Origin of the sequence: Flavobacterium amnicola (assembly GCF_004122165.1) — a bacterium.
GTDB classification, from domain to species: Bacteria; Bacteroidota; Bacteroidia; order Flavobacteriales; family Flavobacteriaceae; genus Flavobacterium; species Flavobacterium amnicola.
The window spans coordinates 179,962-204,548 of sequence record NZ_SBKO01000002.1 but is presented as its reverse complement, the minus strand read 5'-3'; the positions used below and the strand labels follow the sequence as shown (position 1 = coordinate 204,548).

The following is a 24,587-nucleotide window of genomic DNA, read 5'->3' as shown; positions in this document are numbered from 1 at the left end:
TGGTTAAAAATGAATATTATCGTAAATTCATATAAATTAAATAGTATCGTGTGAAAACTACTTCAAAAGCAATTTTTAATATCAATTGGATTATAGGTTCAAAACTATTATTATCTTGTTTTGTAGTAGCCTTATTTTTTTTGAATACTCCTGTTTTTGCTTCTCAGCAACCCAATGCTATTGACCCTGAAATATTAAAACAATTTGAAAAGGCCCAAAAGTTATTTGAAGATAATGATTATGAACACTATGTTGCAGGGAATCAAATCATAACTAAATTAGAGGAGGAGTTAATCGCAAGGAAAAACTATGATCAATTAATGTATTTGTATTTAGAAATTTCCTATTTCTATGTTACCAAATTCGATTATGTTTCCAGTAAAAAAGTTTTAGATAAAGTCGATAAAATTTTAAGTAAACACAACAACTATTGTATCCGAGGGGAATACTATGAACATTTAGCCGTTTTTTATAATTCTCAAGGAAATGAACAATTAGACGAAAAGTACACACTACTTTCCCAAATATTTCTCACCCAATATGCACCCAAAGAGAAACAGGTAGATATGTATTATAATCTAACACTTCTCTATTTAAAAAAAGAAGATTGGAATAAAACATTAGAAAATTCACTTCAATTTTTAAAAACATGTAAAGAAACCGGAGATAATTCTGATCAACCGGAAATCAATTTATTTATTGCTGAAAGCTATTGTCATCTGGATGATCTTGCGAAATCATTACAATATTTAGGGTTAGTTGAAAAGTCGGATGATTTTCAACATCATGACGAAGATTTTTTATTAAAATCACGCTATCATTTTGTTTTAGGACAGGTGTATGAAAAGCAAAAAAAATACAAAGAAGCGACCGCTAATTTTAAAATTGCCACTGATTTTTTTAAGCGAAGACTGGTTTACAGAGTCGTTAAAATGAATCATTTTTTGAATCAAAAAAGAGAATTAGAGGTAAAAAACATAGAATTTCAATCCATTATTAAGCAAAATGAGCTTAAAAGTGAAAATGTTAAATACAAAAACTATTTGCTATTTGTTTGCTTGATAACGATTATCATTTTAATCGTCCTATTGTATTTTCAATATCGAAATGCGAAATTCAAAAGCTTTACAAATGATCTTTTGAGTGAAAAAAATGACTTGCTTCATAAGGCTAATTCAGAATTGGGAATGGCATTAAATGTTAAGAAGAAATTATTAGATACTATTTCTCATGAATTGCGAACGCCGATTTATACTTTAAACGGTTTGCTCCATTTGATGGAAGAAGATCAAAGTAATTATGAAACCAACATTGAACAATTGCAGGCTTCGGTTCAAAATTTATATAGTTTATCGGGAAATATTATTGAAATCAATGTAATTGACAGTCTTGAAAACGAATATATACCTAAAAGAGATGTGGTTTCATTAAATGTACTGCTGACTAAAATTTTAACGGTAGTTGAAAAAAACCGTAAGAATAATAATAAGGTTTCAATGCTTGTTGATTCTAAAATCCCCGAAAAATTATTATTCGACGAAGCCAAATTGCATCAGGTTTTATTTAGTTTGATTGACAATGCGTTTAAGTTTACCAAAGATGGAAATGTGGTTGTTGAAACTAAAAATATTGAGGAAAGTAATGATAAAATAACCGTTGAATTTATAATTAAAGACACGGGAATTGGAATTGATAAGGAAATTAAAGAGAAAATTTTTGATTTGTTTTATCAAGGTTCCGATAAGATTAATTATGAATATGGTGGTTCTGGTTTGGGTTTAACCTTAGTTAAAAAAACCTTGTCTCTTTTCAACAAAAACCTGAAAATTGATTCCAAACCCAATAAAGGTACGACCGTTTCATTTTCTTTGGATTTTGAAAAATACGAGGAAATTAATACTGTACCAATCGAAGCCAAAATAATCAAAGATCCTTCTGCTATTAGAATTCTATTGGTGGAAGACAATAAAACGAATCAGTTAATCACTAAGAAGATTATTATAAAAAAAGGATATACTTGTGATGTTGTCAACAATGGTTTGGAAACCTGTAGAAGTGTAGAAGAAGCAGATTATGATTTAATTTTGATGGATATTATGATGCCCATTATGGATGGTTTTGAAGCTTCGGATTACATTTCAAAATTAAAGCCTAAAATTCCGATAATTGCTTTAACAGCCATTTCTGAAGAAGTCAATAAAGAATTGTTCTCCGCTTCTAAAATCAAGAAAGTTTTGAGTAAGCCGGTTAATATTGATGAACTTTATGAAACGATACTTTTGAATGTAAATGAAACTTAAAAAAAAACAGTCCTTACATTATTTTGAAAGAACTGTTTTAATATGAATTTTTGTTATTATCTGTTTTCTATCCATTTGCGGGCATTCACAAAAGCCTCTAGCCATGGAGTCACTTCATCTTTCTGACTTCTTGTTGGATAGTTTGCCCAGTTCCAAGGGAAAGTAGAACGCTCAATATGAGGCATTGTAACCAAATGTCTTCCTGAAGCATCACACATCATTGCGGTGTTATAATCGGAACCATTTGGATTCGCAGGATACCCTTCGTAACCATATTTGGCAACAATGTTATAGTTTTCTTCCGATAATGGTAAGTTGAATTTACCTTCTCCATGTGAAATCCAAACCCCTAAAGTTGCCCCTTCCAAACTGGATAACATCACCGAATTATTTTTCTGAATTTTTACTGATGTAAAGCCACTTTCGTGTTTGTGTGAATCGTTATGCTTCATTTTTCCATGCACTTCATGCTCTGGAGTAATCAATTCTAATTCCATCATTAACTGACAACCATTACAAATTCCAACTGAAAGTGTGTCTTCTCTTTTAAAGAAGTTTTTCAAAGCAGTATTGGCTTTTTCATTGTATAAAAAGGCACCAGCCCAACCTTTGGCAGAACCTAAAACATCTGAATTTGAGAAGCCACCAACAGCTCCAATGAACTGAATGTCTTCTAACGTTTCACGACCCGTAATCAAATCGGTCATGTGCACGTCTTTGACATCAAAACCTGCTAAATACATCGCATTGGCCATTTCACGCTCAGAATTACTTCCTTTTTCACGAATAATGGCTGCTTTTGGTCTTGAACCAACAGGAGCAATGTCACCCTGAGCTTGTCGTAGGGTTCCATCAAAATGAGCTGGGAAAGTAAATTGCAAAGGTTGATTTGCAAAATTTTCAAAACGCTCTTTTGCTTTTCCGTTTTTAGATTGTTTTTGATCTAATAAATAAGAAGTTTTAAACCATGCATTTCTATATTTTGAAACACTTAAATTGAAAGTATCATCAAAGTTTGTAATCGAAACGGAATCTGAATTAGTTACTGTTCCAATATTAAAAATCTCAATTCCATTCGCTTTAAATGTAGCTTCCACTTCAGCATCCGCTTGGAAAACAACAGCAATATTTTCAGAAAACAATAATTTAGTAGAATCATTTTCATGGATAGCAGTTAAGTCGAAATTCGCACCTAAATTCACATCCGCAAAACACATTTCTAATAAAGTGGTGATCAAACCACCACTTCCAATATCGTGACCCGCTTTGATTTTTCTTTCTTTAATTAAATTTTGTAACGTATTAAAAGCTTTCTTGAAGAAATCGACATTTTTAATAGTTGGTGTTTCATTTCCAACTTTATTTTGTGTTTGATTGAATGATGAACCTCCTAATTTGAAAGTATCTTGAGATAAATTTAAATAGTAAATATTTCCGCCATTACGTTGTAAAACTGGTTCTACCACTTTCGTAATATTGGAACAATTTCCTGCTGCTGAAATAATAACCGTTCCTGGTGCAATTACTTCATCATTCGGATATTTTTGTTTCATTGAAAGCGAATCTTTTCCTGTTGGAATGTTGATTCCTAATTCGATAGCAAAATCTGAACAACTTTGAACAGCTTGGTATAAACGAGCATCTTCACCTTCATTTTTACAGGCCCACATCCAGTTTGCGGATAATGAAACAGAATCTAAACCGTCTTTTAACGGCGCCCAAATTAAGTTAGAAAGCGATTCTGCAATGGCATTTCTTGTACCTGCAACGGGATCAATCAAAGATGAAATAGGAGCGTGACCAATTGAAGTCGCAATTCCTTCTTTTCCTTTGAAGTCTAAAGCCATTACACCTACATTGTTTAAAGGCAATTGTAAGGGTCCAGCACATTGTTGTTTGGCAACTTTTCCTCCAACACAACGGTCAACTTTATTGGTTAACCAGTCTTTACAAGCTACAGCTTCTAATTGTAAAACTTGTTCTAAATAGGTTGGGATTTCTTTTGAATTATATTCGGAATTGCTGTAATTTCTATCAATTGTAGTGTCAGTCATGATGGTCTTTGGTGAACTTCCGAAGAAATCTTCCAAAGCATAATCCATCGGTTTTGCACCTGTAGTTTTGGATTCGAAAGTAAAACGATGATCTGAAGTTACCTCACCCACTTGATACATAGGCGAACGCTCTCTGTCGGCAATTTTCTGAAGAATGTCAATATTTTCTTCTCCAATCACTAATCCCATTCGTTCTTGAGATTCGTTTCCGATGATTTCTTTGGCCGAAAGGGTAGGATCACCGACTGGCAGTTTGTCCAAATCGATTAAACCACCTGTATCTTCCACTAATTCTGATAAACAATTTAAATGCCCACCAGCACCATGATCGTGAATAGAAACAATTGGGTTATTATCACTTTCTACCAAACCACGAATAGCATTAGCAGCACGTTTTTGCATTTCTGGATTAGAACGTTGAATGGCATTTAATTCAATTCCAGAACCAAAAGCACCTGTATCTGCAGATGAAACTGCAGCACCGCCCATTCCGATTCTATAATTTTCACCGCCAAGAATTACAATTTTATCGCCTGCTGAAGGTTTCTTTTTAATGGCTTGATCTAATTTTCCGTAACCAATTCCACCAGCTTGCATGATTACTTTGTCGTAACCAATTTTACGGTTATTCTCTTCGTGTTCGAACGTAAGGATAGAACCAGTAATTAAGGGTTGTCCGAATTTATTTCCGAAATCCGAAGCTCCATTGGAAGCTTTAATCAATATATCCATTGGTGTTTGGTACAGCCAAGGTCTTTCGTTCATTTTTTCTTCCCAAACTCTTTCTTTTTCTAGACGAGAATAAGAAGTCATGTACACTGCAGTCCCTGCTAAAGGCAAAGAACCTTGTCCACCTGCTAAACGGTCCCGAATTTCTCCTCCAGAACCTGTTGCTGCTCCGTTGAAGGGTTCGACAGTAGTAGGGAAGTTGTGGGTTTCTGCTTTTAAGGAAAGTACCGAATCAAACTCTTTTTCTTCGTAGAAATCGGGTTTGTCTGCTGTTTTCGGAGCAAATTGGGTGACACGTGGTCCCTTTACAAAAGCCACATTGTCTTTATAGGCCGAAACAATATCATTTGGATTGGTTTCCGATGTTTTTTTAATCAGTTTGAATAAAGAAGTTGCTTTTTCTTCTCCGTCAATTACAAAAGTTCCGTTGAATATTTTGTGACGACAGTGTTCTGAATTGGCTTGTGAGAACGCAAATATTTCTGAATCCGTTAATTTTCTTCCAAGTTTGGTTGATAAATTATTCAAATAGTCTACTTCTTCTAAACTTAAAGCCAAGCCTTCTTGTTTGTTATAGCCATCAATATCATCGATTTCTAAAATGGCTTCCGGTTGAATGTTTATGGTATAAATATCCTGATTAAGCTCTGTGTATTTTTGGGATAGCATTGGATCAAAATCAGAAAAATCAGGTGTAACTTTTTCGAATTCTTCAATTCTAATAATACCAGTGATACCCATGTTTTGAGTAATTTCAACGGCATTAGTGCTCCAGGGAGTCACCATTGCGGCACGGGGACCAACAAAAAAATCCGCTAGTACGGATTTTTCTATTTTATGTGCGTCGCCAAAAAGCCAGTTTAATTTTGAGATATCTTCTGTCGATAATTCGTTTTGCGTTTGTAAAGCAAAAACGGTATTGGTTGAGTTACCAAAAAAATGAATCATTGTTATTGTGTTGTTGTTTTGTGATGCAAATTTAGCATTTCAAATTTGAAATAGAAAAAAATAAAGCGCCAATTGGCGCTTTATTTTTTAGTTGATAATAACTTTCTTGACAACTGTATCGGAATCTCTGGTAATTTTAACCAGGTAAACGCCCGTTTGTAGTTGTGAAACCTTATTGTTTGTGGTGGTTACACCAGATTTTTCAAAAACTTTTTTACCTAAAATAGTATAGATTTCGATAGCATACTCTTTTTCCATATTATTAAAGTAGATGTTGAAATCTCCATTTGTTGGATTTGGATAGATATTAAAATCAGTTGAAGAAATAGTAGTAGCTGTTAATTGAGTTGGACTTGCCATACGGCTTCCTAATCCACTACAAGTATCTATAGCTAAAACATCCCAATCGTTAGTTTTATTGAAAGTTGTTGCTGGAACAATGGCAGTAGTTTTTCTTCTCAATGTTTCATCTGCTGAGAAATTAGCCGTTCCACCATTAAATATTCCAATAACATCAATTAAAACTCCATTTTTGAATAAACCTACCGCATCATTTCCATTAAATGTCATCTCTCCTGCTGCAGTTGAAATGTTAGCTGTTGCAGTCGAATAACATGCAGAAGCAATAGCACTATTTACAATAACGAATTTAGCGTTGTTCACTAATGTTCCGCTTAATGCTAAACCTGTACTCCAAGTTCCTGCACCGTTTGTTTGTTTTTTTACAGAATAAATTGAAAGGTTGATAGATGCCCCAGTTGCATTAGCAATTTCTAGAGCTTTATTGTTAGAAGATCCTTCTAAATATTCAGAGAAATATAATTCAGTAATTGAAGGACTTGCAGAGGTTGTTGTAACATTTATAGCAGTACTTGAGGCTGATATATTTCCAGCTGCATCTTTAGCTCTAACTGAAAAAGAATATAATGTTGCAGCTGTTAATCCTGTTATTGCAGCTGAAGTTGAGGCTACTGTTGTTTTTAAAGTGGCACCTTGATATACATCATAACCAGTTACTCCAGTATTATCAGAGGAAGCTGTCCATGATAATGTACAACCAGTTTGTGTAACATTTGAAGCGACTAACGCCGATGGAGTTGTAGGAGGAGTTGTATCTGCAGGTGCTGTTGTTGTCACATTAACACTTGTACTTGAAGCAGAAAGATTTCCAGCGGCATCTTTTGCTTTAACTGAAAAAGAATAAGCAGTTCCTGCGGTTAATCCCGTTATAGAGGCAGAAGTTGAAGTAACTGTTGTTTTTAAAGTTGTACCTTGGTAAACATTATAACCAGTAACAGCAACATTATCTGTTGATGATGACCAAGAAAGTGTACATCCAGTTTGTGTAATATTTGAAGCTACTAATCCAGCAGGAACAGAAGGAGCTGTTGTATCAGGTGCTGCGCCTCCCCAAATCATATTCACATAACTTGGATTATCGATATAAGGATTTCTGTTTCCTTGACGAGCATAAATTGCGTTATTACGGGCAATTTCACGAGAACTTACTGGATCGGCAGCATGCCATGCTAAAAGCATATCTCTAAATGCGGTAGTAAAAACCTGATTACTGGTTCCATTGAACATATTAAAAGAATATCCAGCCACAGTGTTTTCATAACGCGTTGCAAAATAAAAATACATACGAGCAATATCTCCTTTGAATGCTGCATTCGGTTCAAAAACAGTTCCAGTATAACCAGAAACAGCACTAGTACCTAATTTACTTCCATTTTGCGATGTCCAAGAGGCAGTTGCTACATTTCCATGAGGGTAATCGGCGCGCATTCCGTTAACTTTTCCGTCGGTAGGAGGAATGAAGTGTGCATCTGAAACCATTGGAGCAGAAGAATTAAAAACAGATTGTGGAATCATGTGTTCGCGATTGTAGCAATCACCTTCAACGGCGTAGGTTCCACATTGTCCGGTACTATAAGCGTAATTGTATGGATCGGCACCCGATTGATTTTCCGAATACAAATCGAAAATAGTATTGTCGTTTTCATTTTGGTTGTCTCTATCCGATGTTTGATAGGTAGTCCACAGACCAGCATAGCCTCTATCGGTATGACCTTTGATAATGTTATATAATTGTGTTTTTAGGGTATAACCGGTCCCGGTTGCCGTGTTATAGTATCCAGCAGGAGCTTGTGCAAAGCAACCAAAGGATAGTAGGAATACAAGTAATTGTAGTTTTTGTTTCATTTGTTGTGGTTTTTTGTTTTTGGGATTTGTTTACGATTCTACATTTTAAAATTTCATCTGCGAAGTTATCCTTTTGGTTAAAAAAAAGGTTTTAAATTAAACATTAACTAATTGTTAACTCATTGATAACGAATTGATTTTGCGAAATATAGAAATAAAAAAACGACACAGCGGTCGTTTTAATGAAAATTAATAACAATTTTATTAACAATTCTTTATTTACGAGGGTTTTTTCATCTATTCTGTAGAAAATTTTATCTGATTTTACTCATTTTTTAGTTTTTGTTTCTATGAAAAATAACTCTTTTAGAAGTGTATGATTTCAATATAGAATACAAATAGTTATAAAAAAAAGCGGCTAATTAGCCGCTTTTTTGTTAGTTGATTACTATTTTTTTGAAAGTTGATTTTGATTCGTTTGTGATTTTTAATAGATAAACCCCACTTTGAAGACCATTAGTAGTAACGATATGATTGTCTACATTTTGCTTTTCAAAAACTTTTTGACCAAGGGTAGAATAAATTTCTACATCAATGTTTCCGATAGTTGGGTCATAGTCAATTCTAAAAGTACCGTTGGATGGGTTAGGGTAGATAGAGAAACTATTCATATTAAAAGTAGATGTATTTAAAGCAGCATCACCTAAACCACCACAAGTATTTGAAGCTAAAACATCCCATTCTGTTGCTTTGTTAAAAGTTGTCGTTGGAGAAGTAACAGTAGATCTGCGTCTTAATGTTTCATCAATTGAAAAATTAGCAGCTCCACCATCAAAAGTTCCAATGATATCTATTAATGTTCCACTTTTAAATAAACCAATTGGGTCATTTCCATTAAAAGTCATTTCAGCAGCTGCAGTTGATAAATTTGCAGTACTAGCTGGGATACATGGAGAAGCAGTCAAAGAGTTTACAATAAAAAAGACACTTCCTGTATCTAGATTACCACTTAAAGCCAAGCCTGAACTCCAAGCTCCTGCTCCATTGGTTTGTCTTTTGATAGAATATAGGGATAAATCTACTGGCGAACCTGTTAAGTTTATAATTTCTAAAGCTTTATTATTACTTGTTCCTTCAACATATTCAGAGAAAAATAATTCAGTAGCAGTTCCAGCTACAACAGTAGACGTTGTAGGATTAACAGTGTTAGAAGGTGATGCAGAAATATTACCTTGACAATCTTTAGCAACTACATAAATAGAATAAGTTGTTGAAGGTGTTAATCCTGTTAAAGTAATAAAAGTGTTTCCTCCACTTGAAGCATACTTAACACCATTAACATAAACATCATAATTGGTTACTCCAGTGTTGTCAGTAGCTGCATTCCAGCTTAATGAAACTGTTGTAGAGGTTGTGGTTCCTAAAGTTAAACCAGTTACAACCGATGGATTGACTGAATCTGCTGGACACGAACCGGCACCCCAAACAGCAGCTACCCATTCAGGATGATCAATATAAGGATTTCGATTGTACTGTCTGGCACAAATAGCATTATTTCTTGCGATCTCAAAGGCACTTACAGGGTCACTGTTATGCCAGTTAATCAACATGGCTAAAAAAGCGGAATCAATTGCGGGGTAGGAATTACCACTAAACATGGCATAAGAATAGCCTGCCACCGTATTTTCATATCGGGTTACAAAATAAAAATACATACGAGCTATATCCCCTTTAAAAGCATCTAAAGGTTCATAAACTGGTCCTGAATAACCGGCAATAGCACTGCTTCCCATTTTAGCGCCATTCATCATTGTTCTAGTTACCGAAGCAACTAGTCCATGAGGATAATCAGAACGATAGCCATTTACTTTACCATCTGTAGGAGGAATAAAATGGGCATCAGATACCATAGGTGCGGATGAACTAAAAACTGATTGAGGAATCATATGCTCACGATTATAGCAATCTCCTTCTACAGAATAAGTACCACATTGACTCGTACTATAAGTAAAATTATAAGGATCTGTACCATTTGGATTTTCTGAATACAAATCATAAATGGTATTATCATTTTCGTAACCTGTTCCGGTAAAAATATCTCTGTCTGAAGTTTGATATGTAACCCATAAACCAGCATAACCTCTGTCAGTATGCCCCTTTATAATATTGTGTAATTGGGTTTTTAGAGCTGCACCTGTACCTGTTGCCGAACTATAATAGGTAGTAAGATTAGAAGGGCATTGTGCAAGACCAATAACAGAACTTAGCAAAAGTAATAGTAGGTAATTTTTCTTCATTTTTCTTGAAATTAATGATTTATAATTAAAAATGGGGGTGTAAAGTTACACTAAATTTTAAAAATAGCGCATGGATTTCCTTAAAACTTTGAGTTATTGTTGGAATATTTCATCAAAGAGATGATGGATTAATAATTAAGGATTACAGTAAGCAATTTTAAATTGATAAATAATTTTCTTTCAAAAAAAAAATTTAACCTAAAAAAAAGCGACAAGATTGTCGCTTATATATTAGTTGATGATCACTTTTTTAACCATGGATTGATTATCTGAATTTAATTTTAAGAAGTAAAATCCTTCAGGTAAATTTTCAAGCGAATAATTGTTTTGAATTGCTTTCGGATGCTTTATCTGTTGGATAATTTGCCCATTTACACTAATTAATTGAATTTCATCAAGCGTAGCGGTAGTTTCAATATTGATACGGTGATCATTAGTCGGATTCGGATAAATAGTTACATCACTCAATAAGTCAAAAGTATCTGTAGATAAAAATATAGCTGGCCAACGATTTTCCGCTGCGGGTCCACCCCATATAACAGTCGCTAAATAAGGGTTGTCAATGAATGGATTTCTGTTTCCTTGTGCATAGGTATTAGTAGTATTTCCATGATAAGTGTTTCTATTGTCTTCATATTGATCTACCGGATCTTCGGCATTCCATTGTAAAAATAGGTTTACCATATTCGAATCTGTTGGAGCAGTAGTTCCGGTTCCAACAGCAGTAGGTAAGCATTGTGAATCATATCGCAAATACATATACATCATCATTCGTGCAACATCACCTTTCCAACGATCTCCAGGGTACCAACCACCTGTAACATTTCCAGAATTTCCAGAACCAGCAGCAAATTGTTGATTTCCTCGGGTGTTATTTCTTTGCACATCGGCAGCACGTAAATGGTGTGCATCTTCACCAGCATCACTCGTACCTCCATCATTCAATACAGGTGTACCTAATGATTTTGCAAAAACGTGTTCTCTATTCCAATCGCCAGTATTTCCTCCATTTGCATTTTTGTCGCGAAACAAATCATTGGTTACATCTGCGTCAGAACCATTTTCCCAACCGTAAATTAGCAAAACATTGGCAGAATTTGAAGGATCTAAATCGGTTGCTTTAGAAGCATTCCAAACTCCAGGAGTATAACTAATAAAATTAGTATGTGTACTTGTTAATTTTGTATCTAATGCATTTTTAAGCGCCATACCTGTTTGGTTCCAATTGAATCCATTATAATAGGGAGCAGCAGGAGCGCCACTTTGAGCTATTGCCAGAGTGACAGTAAAAATTGCAATAATTAAGTAGATTTTTCTCATTTTAAAGCATTTAAAAATATTAAATAAGTTTATTTTGGGGGCAACAAACTTACGCTAAAAAAATAATGTAGTATTATAATTTTTAATAAAACTACCATTTTAAATGCATTTGTGAAGAGAAATACTAGAGTTTATACTTTTCGTTCCAATAAAGCCATGTAAAAACCGTCAAATCCAGACTCAGAAGCCAGTACTTTTACATCTTTAATAAATGTGAAGTTTTTTCCGCTTTCTGTGGTTAAAAATTTCTTGACTTGTTCTTGATTTTCAGAAGGTAGGATAGAGCAAGTTGCATATACTAGTTTTCCACCCGGTTTTACTATTTTAGAATAATTTTCTAAAACTTCCGCTTGTACTTTTTTGATATTGTCAATGAATTCTGGTTGCAATTTCCATTTGGAATCCGGATTACGTTTTAGAACTCCCAAACCACTACAAGGCGCGTCAATTAAAACTCTATCTGCTTTTTCATGTAGTTTTTTGATAACTTTTGTAGAATCGATGATTCTATATTCGATATTAAAAGCGCCATTTCGTTTCGCTCTCAGTTTTAATTGTTTTAGTTTGCTTTCGTACAAATCCATGGCAATTAACTGCCCTTTGTTTTCCATTAAAGACGCCATGTGTAAGGTTTTACCACCAGCACCGGCACAAGTATCAACGACACGCATACCTGGTTTTACATCAAGGAAATGTGCTACTAATTGGGAAGAAGCATCTTGTACTTCAAACATACCTTCTTTAAAAGCATCTGTTAAAAATACATTGGCTCTTTCTTTTAGTACTAAAGCTTCAGGTTGGTCTTTTAAAGTTTCGGTTTCTATATTCAAATCCATTAAAAGATTACGAAGTTTTTCGCGAGTCGTTTTAAGTGTATTGGTTCTTAAAATCACTTTAGCTTGTTGGTTTTGAGCGGCTAATTCGGTAGCCCATAATTTTTCACCCAATTCTTTTACACCCAATTCATCCATCCAATCCGGAATCGATTCTTTGATGGCTCTTGTTTTGGATAATTCATCAAAACGTCCTTTAATTTTACGTTCTGGTGTGCCTTCCAATTGTCTCCAATCCGGAATTTGATAACCTCTTAGCACAGCCCAAGCCGCAAACATTCTCCAAAGGTTGTCACGATCAAAAGGTTCTCTAACTTCTGCAATTTCAGCATACAAACGTTTCCAACGTACGATTTCATAGATGGTTTCAGCAACGAATTTTCGGTCGGCACTTCCCCAACGTTTGTCTTTTTTTAGCGCGCGCGCTACTACTTTATCAGCATATTCACCCTCGTTAAAAATAGCATTTAAAGAATCTATCGTTGTGTAAACTAAATTTCTATGTAATCTCATATTTCAAAAATTGAGGTGCAAAGGTACGATATAAAGATAAATCTTCGATAAAGAGTTTATTTTTTAATAATCATTTCCGATTGACCTCCTTCATCATCATGTAAATTTAAATAATAGTTTCCTTTTTCATATGGAAATGGAAAGCTATAGTTTTTAATTTCAGAAGCCTGAATGGTTTCATTTTTTAATGTCTTAATATGTTTACCATTAGCATTAAATAATTTGATAATAATGTGATTTTTATCTTTAAAATTAATGGAAAAATTCAAATTATTGTTTGTGACAATAGGATTAAGGTTGATATTTAATCTTTCTTTTTTAGCATTTACACTTCCACCAAATACACCATTTAGATTTACTCCTGCAGAGTATTTATAGATAGTAGTTCCTGAACAAAAGGCTAAATCGTCATTTAAAATCTGAATTCTGTTTAAATTGCCTCCAAATTTTGTATCATGCCAAGTATAACCACCGTCAAAAGTTTCAAGAAAGCCTGAATTATGGCCACCCATCCAACCGTGGGTTTTTGAAATAAATCCTACTGCCTGAACATCAGTATCAGGAACCTCTAAAGACACCCAGTTAGCTCCACCATCAAACGATTTTATTAACTTACCTTTGTTAGGTGAATAAGAGGCCACAGAACCAAAGAAAACATTTGGCTCAGATTGTAATTTTTGGAGTTTCCATACCCATTCACCAGGCAAATTGGTATTGTAAATTTCCGTCCAAGAATTTCCTCCATCTGTGGTTTTTAATACTACGCCACCGTTAGCATCACCACCAGAAGCATAGCCAATATTTTCTGTTACAAACAAAACTTCTACCAGAGCTTCCGCATATGCACTCATATCTATAAATTGCCATGTTTGACCACTATCTGTTGATTTAATTATGTAAGCTGGTCCAAAATAGGTTCCACATCCATATATTGTACTTTTTCCAACAGTATCTAAACCACATATCGCTATTGTAGGCTGAGGAATATTTGTTACAATTTCCCAGTTTTGTCCACCATCAACTGTTTTGTAAAATTTATTTGTTAGAGTGCCTAAAAAGCCAATGTTTTCATTTAAAAATTCAATATTCCTTAGATAGGCTCCGGGTAAATGTAATTGCTCAATCCAATTTAAACCACCATCAGTAGTTTTATACACTTTCTTTCCTCTTCCATCAGCAGCCCATCCAAGGTCTTTATTTAGAAAAAAAACATCATCATAGCGTCCTTCCGAAATAGGAGCAGGTAAGGCTCTCCATTCTGCTTGAGTAGCCGATTGTTGTGTAGAATCACAAGAAAACAATAATGAAATGAGAAATGTAAAGAATGTTAGTTTAAAAAATTTGTAGATCATGAATATTGGGGTTTGATTTGTTCAGAATTTGAAATTATACGATTTAAATTCTTACAAAAATGGAATTAAATATTGAAGTTTCAAAATATAAATTAGAACAAATAACAAACAATACTTGAGTTAATAAAGTTTTAAAATAAATCCTTAAATTCGCAATCTCAATTAAACTAGAAAATTTTTTAAAAATGAAATACGATATTATTGTTTTAGGAAGTGGTCCTGGTGGTTATGTAACTGCAATCAGAGCTTCACAATTAGGCTTTAAAGTAGCCGTTATCGAGAAAGAAAATCTTGGTGGTGTTTGCTTGAATTGGGGATGTATTCCTACCAAGGCGCTATTAAAATCTGCACAAGTTTTTGAATATTTAAAACATGCTTCTGATTACGGTTTGACTGTAAAAGAATTTGATAAAGATTTTGGAGCGGTTGTAGCGCGTTCTAGAGGTGTGGCTGATGGAATGAGTAAAGGCGTTCAGTTCCTAATGAAAAAAAATAAAATCGACATTATTGAAGGTTTTGGAAAATTAAAACCAGGTAAAAAAGTTGATGTTACAGCTGCTGATGGTAAAGTAACCGAATATTCGGCAGATCACATTATTATTGCAACTGGTGCGCGTTCACGTGAATTACCAAATTTACCACAAGACGGGAAGAAAATCATAGGATATCGTCAAGCAATGACTTTAGCAGAGCAACCTAAATCGATGATTGTTGTAGGTTCTGGTGCGATAGGAGTAGAGTTTGCTAGTTTTTATAATGCTATGGGAACTAAAGTAACTATCGTAGAATTCATGCCGAATGTTGTTCCGGTAGAGGATGAAGATATTTCAAAACAATTTGAGCGTTCTTTAAAGAAAGCGGGCATTGAAGTAATGACAAATTCTTCTGTTGAAAAAGTGGACACTTCTGGAAAAGGAGTTAAAGCAACTGTTAAAACAGCTAAAGGAGAAGAAATTTTAGAGGCAGACATTTTACTTTCTGCCGTTGGAATTAAAACAAATATAGAAGGAATCGGATTAGAAGAAGTGGGTATTGCTACTGATAGAGATAAAATTTTAGTGAATGCCTACAACCAAACAAATGTACCAGGTTATTATGCAATCGGAGATATTACTCCAGGGCAAGCGTTAGCACACGTAGCTTCTGCAGAAGGAATTAACTGTGTGGAGAAAATTGCTGGACAACACGTTGAGCCAATTGACTACGGAAATGTTCCAGGTTGTACCTATGCGACTCCAGAAATTGCTTCGGTAGGTTTGACAGAAAAACAAGCAAAAGAAAAAGGATACGAAATCAAAGTGGGTAAATTTCCATTTACAGCTTCTGGTAAAGCTAAAGCAGCTGGGACTCCAGACGGTTTTGTAAAAGTAATTTTTGATGCGAAATACGGCGAATGGTTAGGTTGCCATATGATTGGTGCTGGTGTTACCGATATGATTGCTGAAGCTGTTGTAGCCCGTAAATTAGAGACTACGGGTCATGAAATCTTAAAAGCGATTCACCCACACCCAACGATGAGTGAAGCAGTGATGGAAGCAGTAGCCGATGCGTATGGTGAAGTGATTCACTTATAGTATTGCGAGAAACGAAGCAATCTCATTTAATTTATATAAAATCCGTTTTGTGAAAGCAAAGCGGATTTTTTTTGCATATTTAAAATTGATAACCATTTGATAGTCAGTATGTCGTGAATTTTAACTAAATTAGTACTTCAAAAATTAAACACCCTCTTTTTCAAAGAGGTTTATTCCTACCAAATACCTCTGATTGTTTTTAAAACAAAAAACTCCCAAAAAAATAACAATACTAAAAATCAAGATTATGCCAAAGTATGTCATCGAAAGAGAAATTCCAGAGGTTGGAAAGTCAACAACAGAGCAATTAAAAGCAATCTCACAAGCTTCTTGTGGTGTTTTGAGTAAAATGGGGACCGAAATTCAATGGGTGAATAGTTATGTAACAAAAGATAAAATCTATTGTGTTTATATAGCACCCAATGAGGAAATGGTTTATGAACATGCCAAACAGGGCGGATTTCCGGCTAATTCCGTTAGTGAAGTCTCTGAAATTATTGATCCAACAACTGCTGAATAAAGGCAAAATGGATATTATTTTAGCAATTTCAGATTAATTTTTGAAATCCTCAAGGATTCTGATGTTACAAGCGCGGTGTCATTATTATGGCTAAAAAATAACCTAATTCTTCAATTCAAAGTATCGATTAGGATAATCCGTAATGATTCCGTCAACCCCATAACTAATAATTCGTTTCATGTCGTCTTTTTTGTTGATGGTCCACGGAATTACTTTTATATTTTTTTGATGTAATTTTTCCACTTTCTTTTGGTTCAATAAAATGAATTCAGGACTGTATATATCTGGTGTAAAGCCTAAAAGTTTTAAATTTTTAGCAACAGACATTTTATTTTCCACCAACAAAACTGTTTTATAGTTAGGAAAAGTAGTATGTAAATACTGCAATGTTCTACTGTCAAATGATTGTATATACACCCGATCAGATATAGCTTTTTGGTTTAAAACAGCAACTAACAAATCCACAAATTCTTTGGGTTTAGGATGAAAGCGATCATCACCTTTGGGATCTGATTTGGTTTCAATATTGTATTGGATTTTTCTTCCCGGATAATTTTTTTGAATATAACTTTCTGCAAAATCTATTACTTCACTTAATAAAGGCTTGTAGGTTATTATTTTTTCTTGTTCTGAAAAGCGTGGATGAATTTTACTACCACAATCATATTGCTTGATTTGGGCATAATCCATTTGGTATAAGTTGAAGTTTTTCTCGTCTTTTTCAGCAATTTCGTTTCCATTTAAATCCAATGCAATTTCATGAGATAAAAAAGGTTCGTGTGATAGCAAGACTTGATGATCTTTCGATATGACCACATCCATTTCAAGTGTAGTTACGCCTAAATCAATTGCTTTCTTAAATGCTTCTATAGTGTTTTCAGGTAACAATCCTCTACAGCCACGATGTCCTTGAATATCGAATTCTTGTCCAAAAGAAATCAAAGGGAAAAAGCATAAAAAATAAAATAGGCGCATTATATTTTCTTTAAAGTGTTGATTAAATAGTCAATTTCTTCTTTTGTATTATAGTGTGAAAGCGAAATTCGAATATTGGGTTTGTTTAGATGTTCTTTGGCAACAAAAGCCTCTAGCACATGTGAAGGCTTTACACTTCCTGACTGACAGGCACTTCCGCGAGAAACGGCTATTCCATTAATATCCAATTGAAATAAAAGCATGCTGGTTTTGGCTTCATCAAATGGCAAAATAACATTCAAAATATTATAAAAAACTTCGTTTTGATTGCCAATAAAAATGCATTCCGGAAACGTAATTTCTAATTGTTGCATCAAATAGACTTTTAAATTGGAAACATATGCTTTTTCTTCAGCAAGATGTTGTATAGATATGTCTAATGCAGTTGCCATTCCAACAATATTATGAACGCTTTCGGTACCCGCACGTAATCCTTTTTCTTGCTCACCACCTAATAAAATGGGCTTTAAAACAATATTTTTACGAATAAAAGCAAATCCAATTCCTTTGGGTCCGTGAAATTTATGGGCACTAGCCACTAAAAAATTAACAGGCAATTCCTGTACGTTAATTTCTGTTTTTCCAATAGATTGAACAGTATCGGTATGAAAATAGGCATTGTTGTTTTTACACAACTGGGCTACTTTTGCTAAGTTTAAAACGGTTCCAATTTCGTTGTTGACATGCATTAAACTCACCAACGTTTTTTTATCTTGTGCAAGCAAGACTTCTAAATCGTTATAATCAATGGTTCCATCTTCTAAAATGGCTACATAGTCAACATCAATTGCATATTGTTTTTGAAGTACTTCAACAGTATGTAATACGGCATGATGTTCAATTTTACTAGTAATAATGCGGGTAACATTTAAATCACGTAAACAGGATTGAATGATGAAGTTATTTGCTTCGGTACCACAAGATGTAAATATGATTTCTTGTGCCGAGCAATTTATATTTTTCGCAATATTTTTTCGAGAGAGCTCTACTAAATTTTTACTACTTCTGCCAAAGGAATGTGAAGAAGATGGATTACCAAAATTTTCGGTCAAAACCTTGGTCATTTCTGTAATAACTTCTTGGCGAATAGGTGTAGTAGCAGCGTTATCTAAATATGTGTTTTTCATGGTTGTCAAAGATACTAAAATTTGAAATCTCAAAAAACAAAAGCAATTGTCAAATTTTTTTCTGCTCATTAAATTTGTAATTTCGTTGCATAATCGAATTATTTTGAAAAAAGTCCTTTTACTTTCGGATACACATAGTCATATTGATGATGCCATTTTAAAGCATGTGCTTTGGGCGGACGAAGTTTGGCATGCTGGCGATATTGGCGAGTTGACTGTAACTGATGAAATTAAAAAGCTAAAACCACTACGAGCCGTTTTCGGAAATATAGATGGAGTAGAAGCAAGGCAGGAATTTTCTTTACACAATCGTTTTTTTTGTGAAGATGTGGAGGTGTGGATAACACATATTGGTGGTTATCCCGGAAAATACAACCAAGAAATAAGGGAAGAAATAAAAAAGAATCCACCGAAATTATTTATATGTGGGCACTCTCACATTTTGAAAGTACAATTTGATAAAACATTAGATTTACTTCACATGAACCCCGGAGCCTGTGGGAAAAGCGGATTTCATCAAATTCGAACGATGCTTCGATTTGTTATTGATGGCGATAAAATTCAAAATTTAGAAATAATAGAATTGGGGAAGAAATGATTATTCTTTTACCGTAATGGTGATAATGGTTCCTTCATCAGGTTTTGAAAAGAGTTTAAGATTTCCATTCATGTTTTTAACACGAGCTCTTATCTGCGTTAAACCAAATCCAAATGGTTTTTCCTTCATATTAAAGCCTTTTCCGTTATCAGAAACAATAATTTGAAGCATCCCATTTATTTCTTTTAAATTGAGGTTAACTTCCGTTGCTTTACTGTGCTTGGTAGCATTATTAAAAAGTTCGGAAACAAAATAAAATATCTTGGTTTCAAAGTCATGATTGAACTTTTTACTTTTAGGTAATTCAGAATGATAATTAAATTTGACTAAGGAATTAGAATTGTTTTCACACAAATCCTTTAAGGCAAACTGCAATCCGAATTTCACTAATAGTGGTGGAACCAATTCGTGAGATAAATCACGAACTTTATCATGGGCTTGTTTTAGTAAAGCTCTTGTTTTTTTTAAATCACTGCGTTGCTCGGGAGTTAAGGAGCTTTCAAAAGCAGAAAGGTGTAAGCCAACTGAAGACAATGTAGCACTTACGTTATCGTGTAACACTTCTGAAATTTTTGTACGTTCCTGATCTTGACCATCTAGTGTCGCACTAATGATTTTGTATTGTAAATCTGAATCAAGATCTTTCAGTTTGTTTTTTTGTTTTAATTTTAAGTTTTGGAAAAAGATATAAAACAATCCTATTCCTAATAAAAATAAAGCTCCTAATAAAAGTAATAAACGTTGATTTCTTCTTTGTTTATCAGCTAATTCTTGGTTTTTATGTTTGTATTCGTCTTCAATTTTACTAATTTGATATTTGGTTTCAATTTCTTGGGAAGCTTGTTCTAGTCTGCCATTAATAACTACATCTTGAATTTCAAGGTATTTATTGTTATATTTCATTGCGGTTTTGTAGTCCCCTAACATTTCATAAGCATATGAAATGTTTAAATAGGAAGTAGAGGCCATACTAGATGACTCATTATTTGCTTCATTAGCAATGATTTCCTTAAAAATTTCTATAGCTTTAGCATAGTTTTTATCAAATTGAAGGTGAAAAACACCTAAATTCATTTGTATTATGCTAATTTGCTTTTTGTCTTTTGTTAGTTTAGCATATTTTACAGCTTCCAGAATATTTTTTTTGGCATTTACATAGTCCTTTTTAGAAGAATAATACGTGTAATAATTATTGTAATTACTTGATATTTCTTTATAATCTTTTGATTTGCTTTTATAAGCTGCAACTTTATTCAAATAATAAAGTGCGCTGTCTGATCCAATAGAAGTGTGGAGTTTGTATAATACCTGGTTTACATTTTTAATATATTCAGGATCATTAAGTTTATGGGCTATTTTTTTTGCTTTATAAGCGACTTTTTTAGAATTTGAAAAATTATATGCATCAATTTGAACGTTTCCAATTTTGCAATGAATGAGAATTTGATGTTTAGGTAAATTATGAAATTCTGCTACTTTTAAAGCTTCGTAAAGAATTGTTAGAGCGTTTTCAGAGTCATTTAAATCTCTAAATAATTGGGCTCTTTTTAAAGCAATGTCACAATACTGAGAGTATTTTTTTGCATTTAATAATTTTATCAAAGTTGTCCTTGAATAGCTTAATGCTTTTATAGGATTTTTTTGTTGTATGTATATATCAATAGAATCTGTTTTGGTTTCCTGTGCTCGAAAACCAAAACAGATAAAAAATGTGAATATAAAAGTGATTTTTTTCAACTTTTCTAAGAATCAGTTAGAATTGCTTTAGGCTTGTTAATCATAGGTGAATTATGCGGATATTGCTCAAAAGTTAAATCTATTTCGCCGTTAATTAAACTCACAGATTCTGAATGTTGATCAAAATTAGTTGAAGGAGACTTTTCTCCACCATTAAGATGAATTTCAATCGTGTATTTCCCAGAAGCTTGATTTAGTACATAATTACAATTGTCTGGAATTTCAAAGCAAATTTTAAAATCATCTGATGAAATTTTTTCATAGGTGTACATGCCTAGCATAGTGTAAGTTGCCATAGTTTTTGTTTGTTTAAGGTTATATTTGTTTAGGAATAATTTACTAAGTTATGTTTTGTTGCGAAAAGAACAAGCCCAACAGTACTTTTTACGTTGATTTTTTTCATCAAGTTTTTGCGATGTGTTTCCACGGTATTAGGACTGATTTTTAAAATTTGTCCAATGTCTTTACCACTTCGCTCTTCGCAGATGTAGTTTAAAATTTCCAATTCTCTATCGGTGATACTTGAGATGATTTGCTCATCATTAAGCGCTTTCTCATGATTATTGTCGGTAAAAGTATCAAAAATTTTGTCTTTGATAGCCGCAGAAAAATATTGCTGTCCAAGTACAACAGAGTTAATGGCATCCATAATGTTTTCCCCAGCACATTGTTTGGTTAAATAGCCACTGGCGCCTAATTTTATAACTTCTTTAATTAATTTTGGATCGTCATAACTTGATAAAATAATGACTTTACAGGTAAACCCTTTTTCATTGAACTCTCTTAAAACCTGGATTCCATCTTTTTCAGGCATATTGATGTCCATGATTAGAATATGAGCATCATTTTGGGCAACTCGTTCTACAAGGTTTTCACCATTTAATGAAAAACCAACAACTTCATAGTCTGGTTGTGTTTTAAGAACGGCTAACATTCCATCAATTAGTACTTGATGGTCGTCTGCTAAGTGAATTTTAATTTTCGTGTTCATATGGGATAAATTGGTTTTTCAAATGTATTAGTAATAATTTAATTGTGAAATACCATGATTTAATGATTTTTATCTAACTAAATTTAGTTAGAAAAATTGAAATAGGAGCATAAACAATAAAAAAAATCCTGCACAAGGCAGGATTTTTCGTCGCACTAATAAACTAAGATGATAGGTTTATCTCAATCGATCCACAGATTTTACGAGATCTTCGTCCTTCTTTATGGCTTTGTTAGCAAATACTAACAACAAGATAGTTAAAGCAGGTAAGAACATCCCAATACCCTTCTCCGAAACTACAGGAGCTTCTCCAGATATGCTTAGTGTACGAAACACAAATAATCCTAGTAAAATTAAGTTCAATATCATATTCAATCTGTTCATCACAAATTGTTGTTGTCTTTTTTTGAAAGAAAGTAAACTTAATAATGATAATGAGGTACTTAAACCAAAAAGAACAGCATAAAGCATATTACTCATAAAGTATACCTTATTATCATTTTCAATCCACAAGTGAAATACAAATGGTAACATCCCCATTACAACGAATGCTAAACCTAAATATACACTTTGAATTCTTTGAATCATTATACTAAAATTGAGTAGCAAAAATATATTTTCTTTTTATAAAAAACTATTGTTTACTAAAATAAAATTCGTAATATTGCCCTAACAATCCGTAAGCACTTCATACTTCGGAACATAAGATTCAAAAAAATCACATACATTTTACTCCTATCTAATTTAATCTAACATCTATTTATGTTTGATATTTCTGTTTTAAAAGAAATGAAGCTTAATGAGCTACAAGAAATTGCCAAGGTGGCTAAAATTAAAAGTTTTAAAACTTTAAAGAAAGACGAGTTAGTCTATCAAATTTTAGATTACCAAGCCGCAAATCCGGAAAAAATTACTCCTGAAGCAAACAATATTGCTGATACTCCAAAAGCCAAACGAGCGAGAATAGCACCAGAAGAAAAATCAAAGCCTGCCCCATCAAAAATTGAAAACGTACAACAAGCCATCGCTTTTGTGGAAGGGGAAAAGAAACCAATAAAACCAAACCAACCTAAAAATAATCCCTCGAAGCCTACTCCAAAAGGAGAAAAGTTTCAAAAAAATAAGGATAGAAACACCGAAAAAGTTATTGCTGTTTCAACTGCTGAGAAGCCAACTTCTAATGCTTCAACCGATATCGAAACCCCAATTGCTACTGTCGAAGTAACAACTGTTTCGGAAAATACCGAAACAACTCCTCCACAAAACAACAACCACAAAAACAATCATAATAATAATAATAATAAACATAAGAAAACGAATAATTTCCGTGAACCCGACTATGAGTTTGAAGGAATTATAGAAACAGAAGGTGTTTTAGAAATGATGCCAGATGGTTATGGATTCTTGCGTTCATCGGATTACAATTATTTAGCTTCTCCTGATGATATTTATTTATCTACTTCGCAAATCCGTTTATTCGGATTAAAAACAGGAGATACAGTAAAAGGAGTAGTGCGTCCTCCAAAAGAAGGGGAGAAGTATTTTCCTTTGGTTAAAGTATTAAAAATTAACGGTCACGACCCACAAGTAGTGCGTGATAGAGTTTCTTTCGAACACTTGACTCCGGTTTTCCCTACAGAAAAATTCAAATTGGCCGAAAGAGGTAGTTCTATTTCAACTCGTATAATCGATTTGTTTTCACCTATTGGTAAAGGACAACGTGGTATGATTGTTGCACAGCCTAAAACGGGTAAAACGATGTTGTTGAAAGACATTGCTAATGCTATCGCTGCCAATCACCCTGAAGTATATTTGTTAGTTTTATTAATTGACGAACGTCCAGAAGAGGTAACCGATATGCAACGTAGCGTGCGTGGGGAAGTAGTGGCTTCCACTTTCGATAGAGAACCACAAGAGCACGTAAAAATTGCTAATATCGTACTAGAAAAAGCAAAACGTTTAGTAGAATGCGGACATGATGTAGTGATACTATTAGATTCCATTACACGTTTAGCAAGAGCTTATAACACGGTACAACCTGCATCTGGTAAAGTATTGAGTGGTGGTGTGGATGCAAATGCACTTCAAAAACCAAAACGTTTCTTCGGAGCGGCTCGTAATGTTGAAGGTGGTGGTTCATTAAGTATTATCGCAACTGCATTAACAGAAACAGGTTCTAAAATGGACGAAGTAATTTTCGAAGAATTTAAAGGTACAGGTAATATGGAATTACAATTGGATCGTAAAATTGCAAACCGTCGTATTTTCCCTTCTGTCGATTTAACGTCTTCAAGTACGCGTCGTGACGATTTATTGTTAGACGAAAAAACAATCCAACGTATGTGGATTATGCGAAAATACTTAGCCGATATGAATCCAGTAGAAGCCATGGAATTTATAAATGATCGATTCAAAAAAACCAGAAATAACGAAGAGTTTTTGATTTCGATGAATGACTAAAATAAAAATCCCATCTAATTTAGATGGGATTTTTTTTATTTGGGCGTGACCTCTTTCGTTCCTCTCTCGGTCGAGCTATCCGTTCCAATCTTTTAATTTCGTCATTTCGAGTGC

Annotated in this window: 17 protein-coding genes; 5 read left to right on the top strand and 12 right to left on the bottom strand. The window is 33.7% G+C overall.

Annotated elements, in window-relative coordinates:
- Positions 1–50 precede the first annotated feature (50 nt).
- Entirely contained in the window at positions 51–2,300 is a 2,250-nt protein-coding gene (locus tag EQG63_RS06400; RefSeq protein WP_129435529.1) for an ATP-binding protein, read from the top strand.
- 56 nt (positions 2,301–2,356) lie between these two features.
- On the opposite strand, the gene purL is transcribed toward EQG63_RS06400, so the two are convergent.
- The 6 genes from purL to EQG63_RS06370 all read right to left on the bottom strand — a co-directional run bounded on the left by purL (position 2,357) and on the right by EQG63_RS06370 (position 14,491).
- Positions 2,357–6,031, bottom strand: coding sequence for a phosphoribosylformylglycinamidine synthase (gene purL, locus EQG63_RS06395; protein WP_129435528.1), 3,675 nt, complete (start codon positions 6,029–6,031; stop codon positions 2,357–2,359).
- 87 nt (positions 6,032–6,118) lie between these two features.
- Entirely contained in the window at positions 6,119–8,236 is a 2,118-nt protein-coding gene (locus tag EQG63_RS06390) for an endonuclease (RefSeq protein WP_129435527.1), read from the bottom strand.
- Positions 8,237–8,613: 377 nt separating this feature from the next.
- Complete coding sequence (locus EQG63_RS06385) at positions 8,614–10,473, bottom strand: endonuclease (RefSeq protein ID WP_129435526.1); 1,860 nt, start codon at positions 10,471–10,473, stop codon at positions 8,614–8,616.
- Positions 10,474–10,704: 231 nt separating this feature from the next.
- Positions 10,705–11,793, bottom strand: a complete 1,089-nt coding sequence (locus EQG63_RS06380) for an endonuclease (RefSeq protein WP_164974471.1) — start codon at positions 11,791–11,793, stop codon at positions 10,705–10,707.
- A 131-nt stretch (positions 11,794–11,924) separates the two neighbouring features.
- Positions 11,925–13,139 carry an RsmB/NOP family class I SAM-dependent RNA methyltransferase gene (locus EQG63_RS06375; RefSeq protein WP_129435525.1) on the bottom strand — a complete coding sequence of 405 codons (1,215 nt, stop codon included), beginning with the start codon at positions 13,137–13,139 and terminating at the stop codon, positions 11,925–11,927.
- Between the two features lie 56 nt (positions 13,140–13,195).
- Positions 13,196–14,491, bottom strand: a complete 1,296-nt coding sequence (locus EQG63_RS06370; protein ID WP_235827815.1) for a YCF48-related protein — start codon at positions 14,489–14,491, stop codon at positions 13,196–13,198.
- 185 nt (positions 14,492–14,676) lie between these two features.
- Here EQG63_RS06370 and lpdA point away from each other — a divergent pair, with 185 nt between their 5' ends.
- Complete coding sequence (lpdA, locus tag EQG63_RS06365) at positions 14,677–16,065, top strand: dihydrolipoyl dehydrogenase (RefSeq protein ID WP_129435524.1); 1,389 nt, start codon at positions 14,677–14,679, stop codon at positions 16,063–16,065.
- A gap of 247 nt (positions 16,066–16,312) precedes the next feature.
- Entirely contained in the window at positions 16,313–16,585 is a 273-nt protein-coding gene (locus EQG63_RS06360; protein WP_129435523.1) for a DUF4242 domain-containing protein, read from the top strand.
- A 102-nt stretch (positions 16,586–16,687) separates the two neighbouring features.
- Here the strand turns inward: EQG63_RS06360 and EQG63_RS06355 are convergent, their stop codons facing one another.
- Positions 16,688–17,560, bottom strand: a complete 873-nt coding sequence (locus EQG63_RS06355; protein ID WP_129435522.1) for a glycerophosphodiester phosphodiesterase — start codon at positions 17,558–17,560, stop codon at positions 16,688–16,690.
- The gene (locus tag EQG63_RS06350) at positions 17,560–18,687 is read right to left on the bottom strand and encodes a cysteine desulfurase family protein (RefSeq protein WP_129435521.1); all 1,128 of its coding nucleotides are present in this window, start codon (positions 18,685–18,687) and stop codon (positions 17,560–17,562) included. The genes EQG63_RS06355 and EQG63_RS06350 overlap by 1 nt, the downstream gene beginning before the upstream one ends.
- 103 nt (positions 18,688–18,790) lie before the next feature.
- Between EQG63_RS06350 and EQG63_RS06345 the strand changes: the two genes are divergently transcribed.
- Positions 18,791–19,285 (top strand): metallophosphoesterase family protein, encoded by a 495-nt coding sequence (locus EQG63_RS06345; RefSeq protein ID WP_129435520.1) that lies wholly within the window; start codon positions 18,791–18,793, stop codon positions 19,283–19,285.
- Here EQG63_RS06345 and EQG63_RS06340 read toward each other — a convergent pair whose 3' ends face one another.
- From EQG63_RS06340 to EQG63_RS06325, 4 genes are all read right to left on the bottom strand, one after another.
- A complete protein-coding gene (locus tag EQG63_RS06340; RefSeq protein ID WP_129435519.1) occupies positions 19,286–20,887 on the bottom strand; it encodes an ATP-binding protein in 1,602 nt (533 codons plus the stop codon).
- Positions 20,888–21,027: 140 nt separating this feature from the next.
- Complete coding sequence (locus tag EQG63_RS06335) at positions 21,028–21,318, bottom strand: hypothetical protein (protein WP_129435518.1); 291 nt, start codon at positions 21,316–21,318, stop codon at positions 21,028–21,030.
- 29 nt (positions 21,319–21,347) lie between these two features.
- The gene (locus EQG63_RS06330; protein WP_129435517.1) at positions 21,348–22,013 is read right to left on the bottom strand and encodes a response regulator transcription factor; all 666 of its coding nucleotides are present in this window, start codon (positions 22,011–22,013) and stop codon (positions 21,348–21,350) included.
- Between the two features lie 177 nt (positions 22,014–22,190).
- On the bottom strand, positions 22,191–22,601 hold the full coding sequence (locus EQG63_RS06325; RefSeq protein WP_129435516.1) for a DUF4293 family protein: 411 nt from the start codon (positions 22,599–22,601) through the stop codon (positions 22,191–22,193).
- Between the two features lie 174 nt (positions 22,602–22,775).
- Here EQG63_RS06325 and rho point away from each other — a divergent pair, with 174 nt between their 5' ends.
- Complete coding sequence (rho, locus tag EQG63_RS06320; protein WP_129435515.1) at positions 22,776–24,473, top strand: transcription termination factor Rho; 1,698 nt, start codon at positions 22,776–22,778, stop codon at positions 24,471–24,473.
- The last annotated feature ends 114 nt before the right edge of the window (positions 24,474–24,587 follow it).

What these genes read in the sequence shown, in the direction of transcription:
- purL (WP_129435528.1), bottom strand. Translation starts at nt 6,031, where the DNA reads ATGATTCATTTTTTTGGTAACTCAACCAATACCGTTTTTGCTTTACAA.
- EQG63_RS06390 (WP_129435527.1), bottom strand. Translation starts at nt 8,236, where the DNA reads ATGAAACAAAAACTACAATTACTTGTATTCCTACTATCCTTTGGTTGC.
- EQG63_RS06385 (WP_129435526.1), bottom strand. Translation starts at nt 10,473, where the DNA reads ATGAAGAAAAATTACCTACTATTACTTTTGCTAAGTTCTGTTATTGGT.
- EQG63_RS06380 (WP_164974471.1), bottom strand. Translation starts at nt 11,793, where the DNA reads ATGAGAAAAATCTACTTAATTATTGCAATTTTTACTGTCACTCTGGCA.
- EQG63_RS06375 (WP_129435525.1), bottom strand. Translation starts at nt 13,139, where the DNA reads ATGAGATTACATAGAAATTTAGTTTACACAACGATAGATTCTTTAAAT.
- EQG63_RS06370 (WP_235827815.1), bottom strand. Translation starts at nt 14,491, where the DNA reads ATGATCTACAAATTTTTTAAACTAACATTCTTTACATTTCTCATTTCA.
- lpdA (WP_129435524.1), top strand. Translation starts at nt 14,677, where the DNA reads ATGAAATACGATATTATTGTTTTAGGAAGTGGTCCTGGTGGTTATGTA.
- EQG63_RS06360 (WP_129435523.1), top strand. Translation starts at nt 16,313, where the DNA reads ATGCCAAAGTATGTCATCGAAAGAGAAATTCCAGAGGTTGGAAAGTCA.
- EQG63_RS06355 (WP_129435522.1), bottom strand. Translation starts at nt 17,560, where the DNA reads ATGCGCCTATTTTATTTTTTATGCTTTTTCCCTTTGATTTCTTTTGGA.
- EQG63_RS06350 (WP_129435521.1), bottom strand. Translation starts at nt 18,687, where the DNA reads ATGAAAAACACATATTTAGATAACGCTGCTACTACACCTATTCGCCAA.
- EQG63_RS06335 (WP_129435518.1), bottom strand. Translation starts at nt 21,318, where the DNA reads ATGGCAACTTACACTATGCTAGGCATGTACACCTATGAAAAAATTTCA.
- EQG63_RS06330 (WP_129435517.1), bottom strand. Translation starts at nt 22,013, where the DNA reads ATGAACACGAAAATTAAAATTCACTTAGCAGACGACCATCAAGTACTA.
- EQG63_RS06325 (WP_129435516.1), bottom strand. Translation starts at nt 22,601, where the DNA reads ATGATTCAAAGAATTCAAAGTGTATATTTAGGTTTAGCATTCGTTGTA.
- rho (WP_129435515.1), top strand. Translation starts at nt 22,776, where the DNA reads ATGTTTGATATTTCTGTTTTAAAAGAAATGAAGCTTAATGAGCTACAA.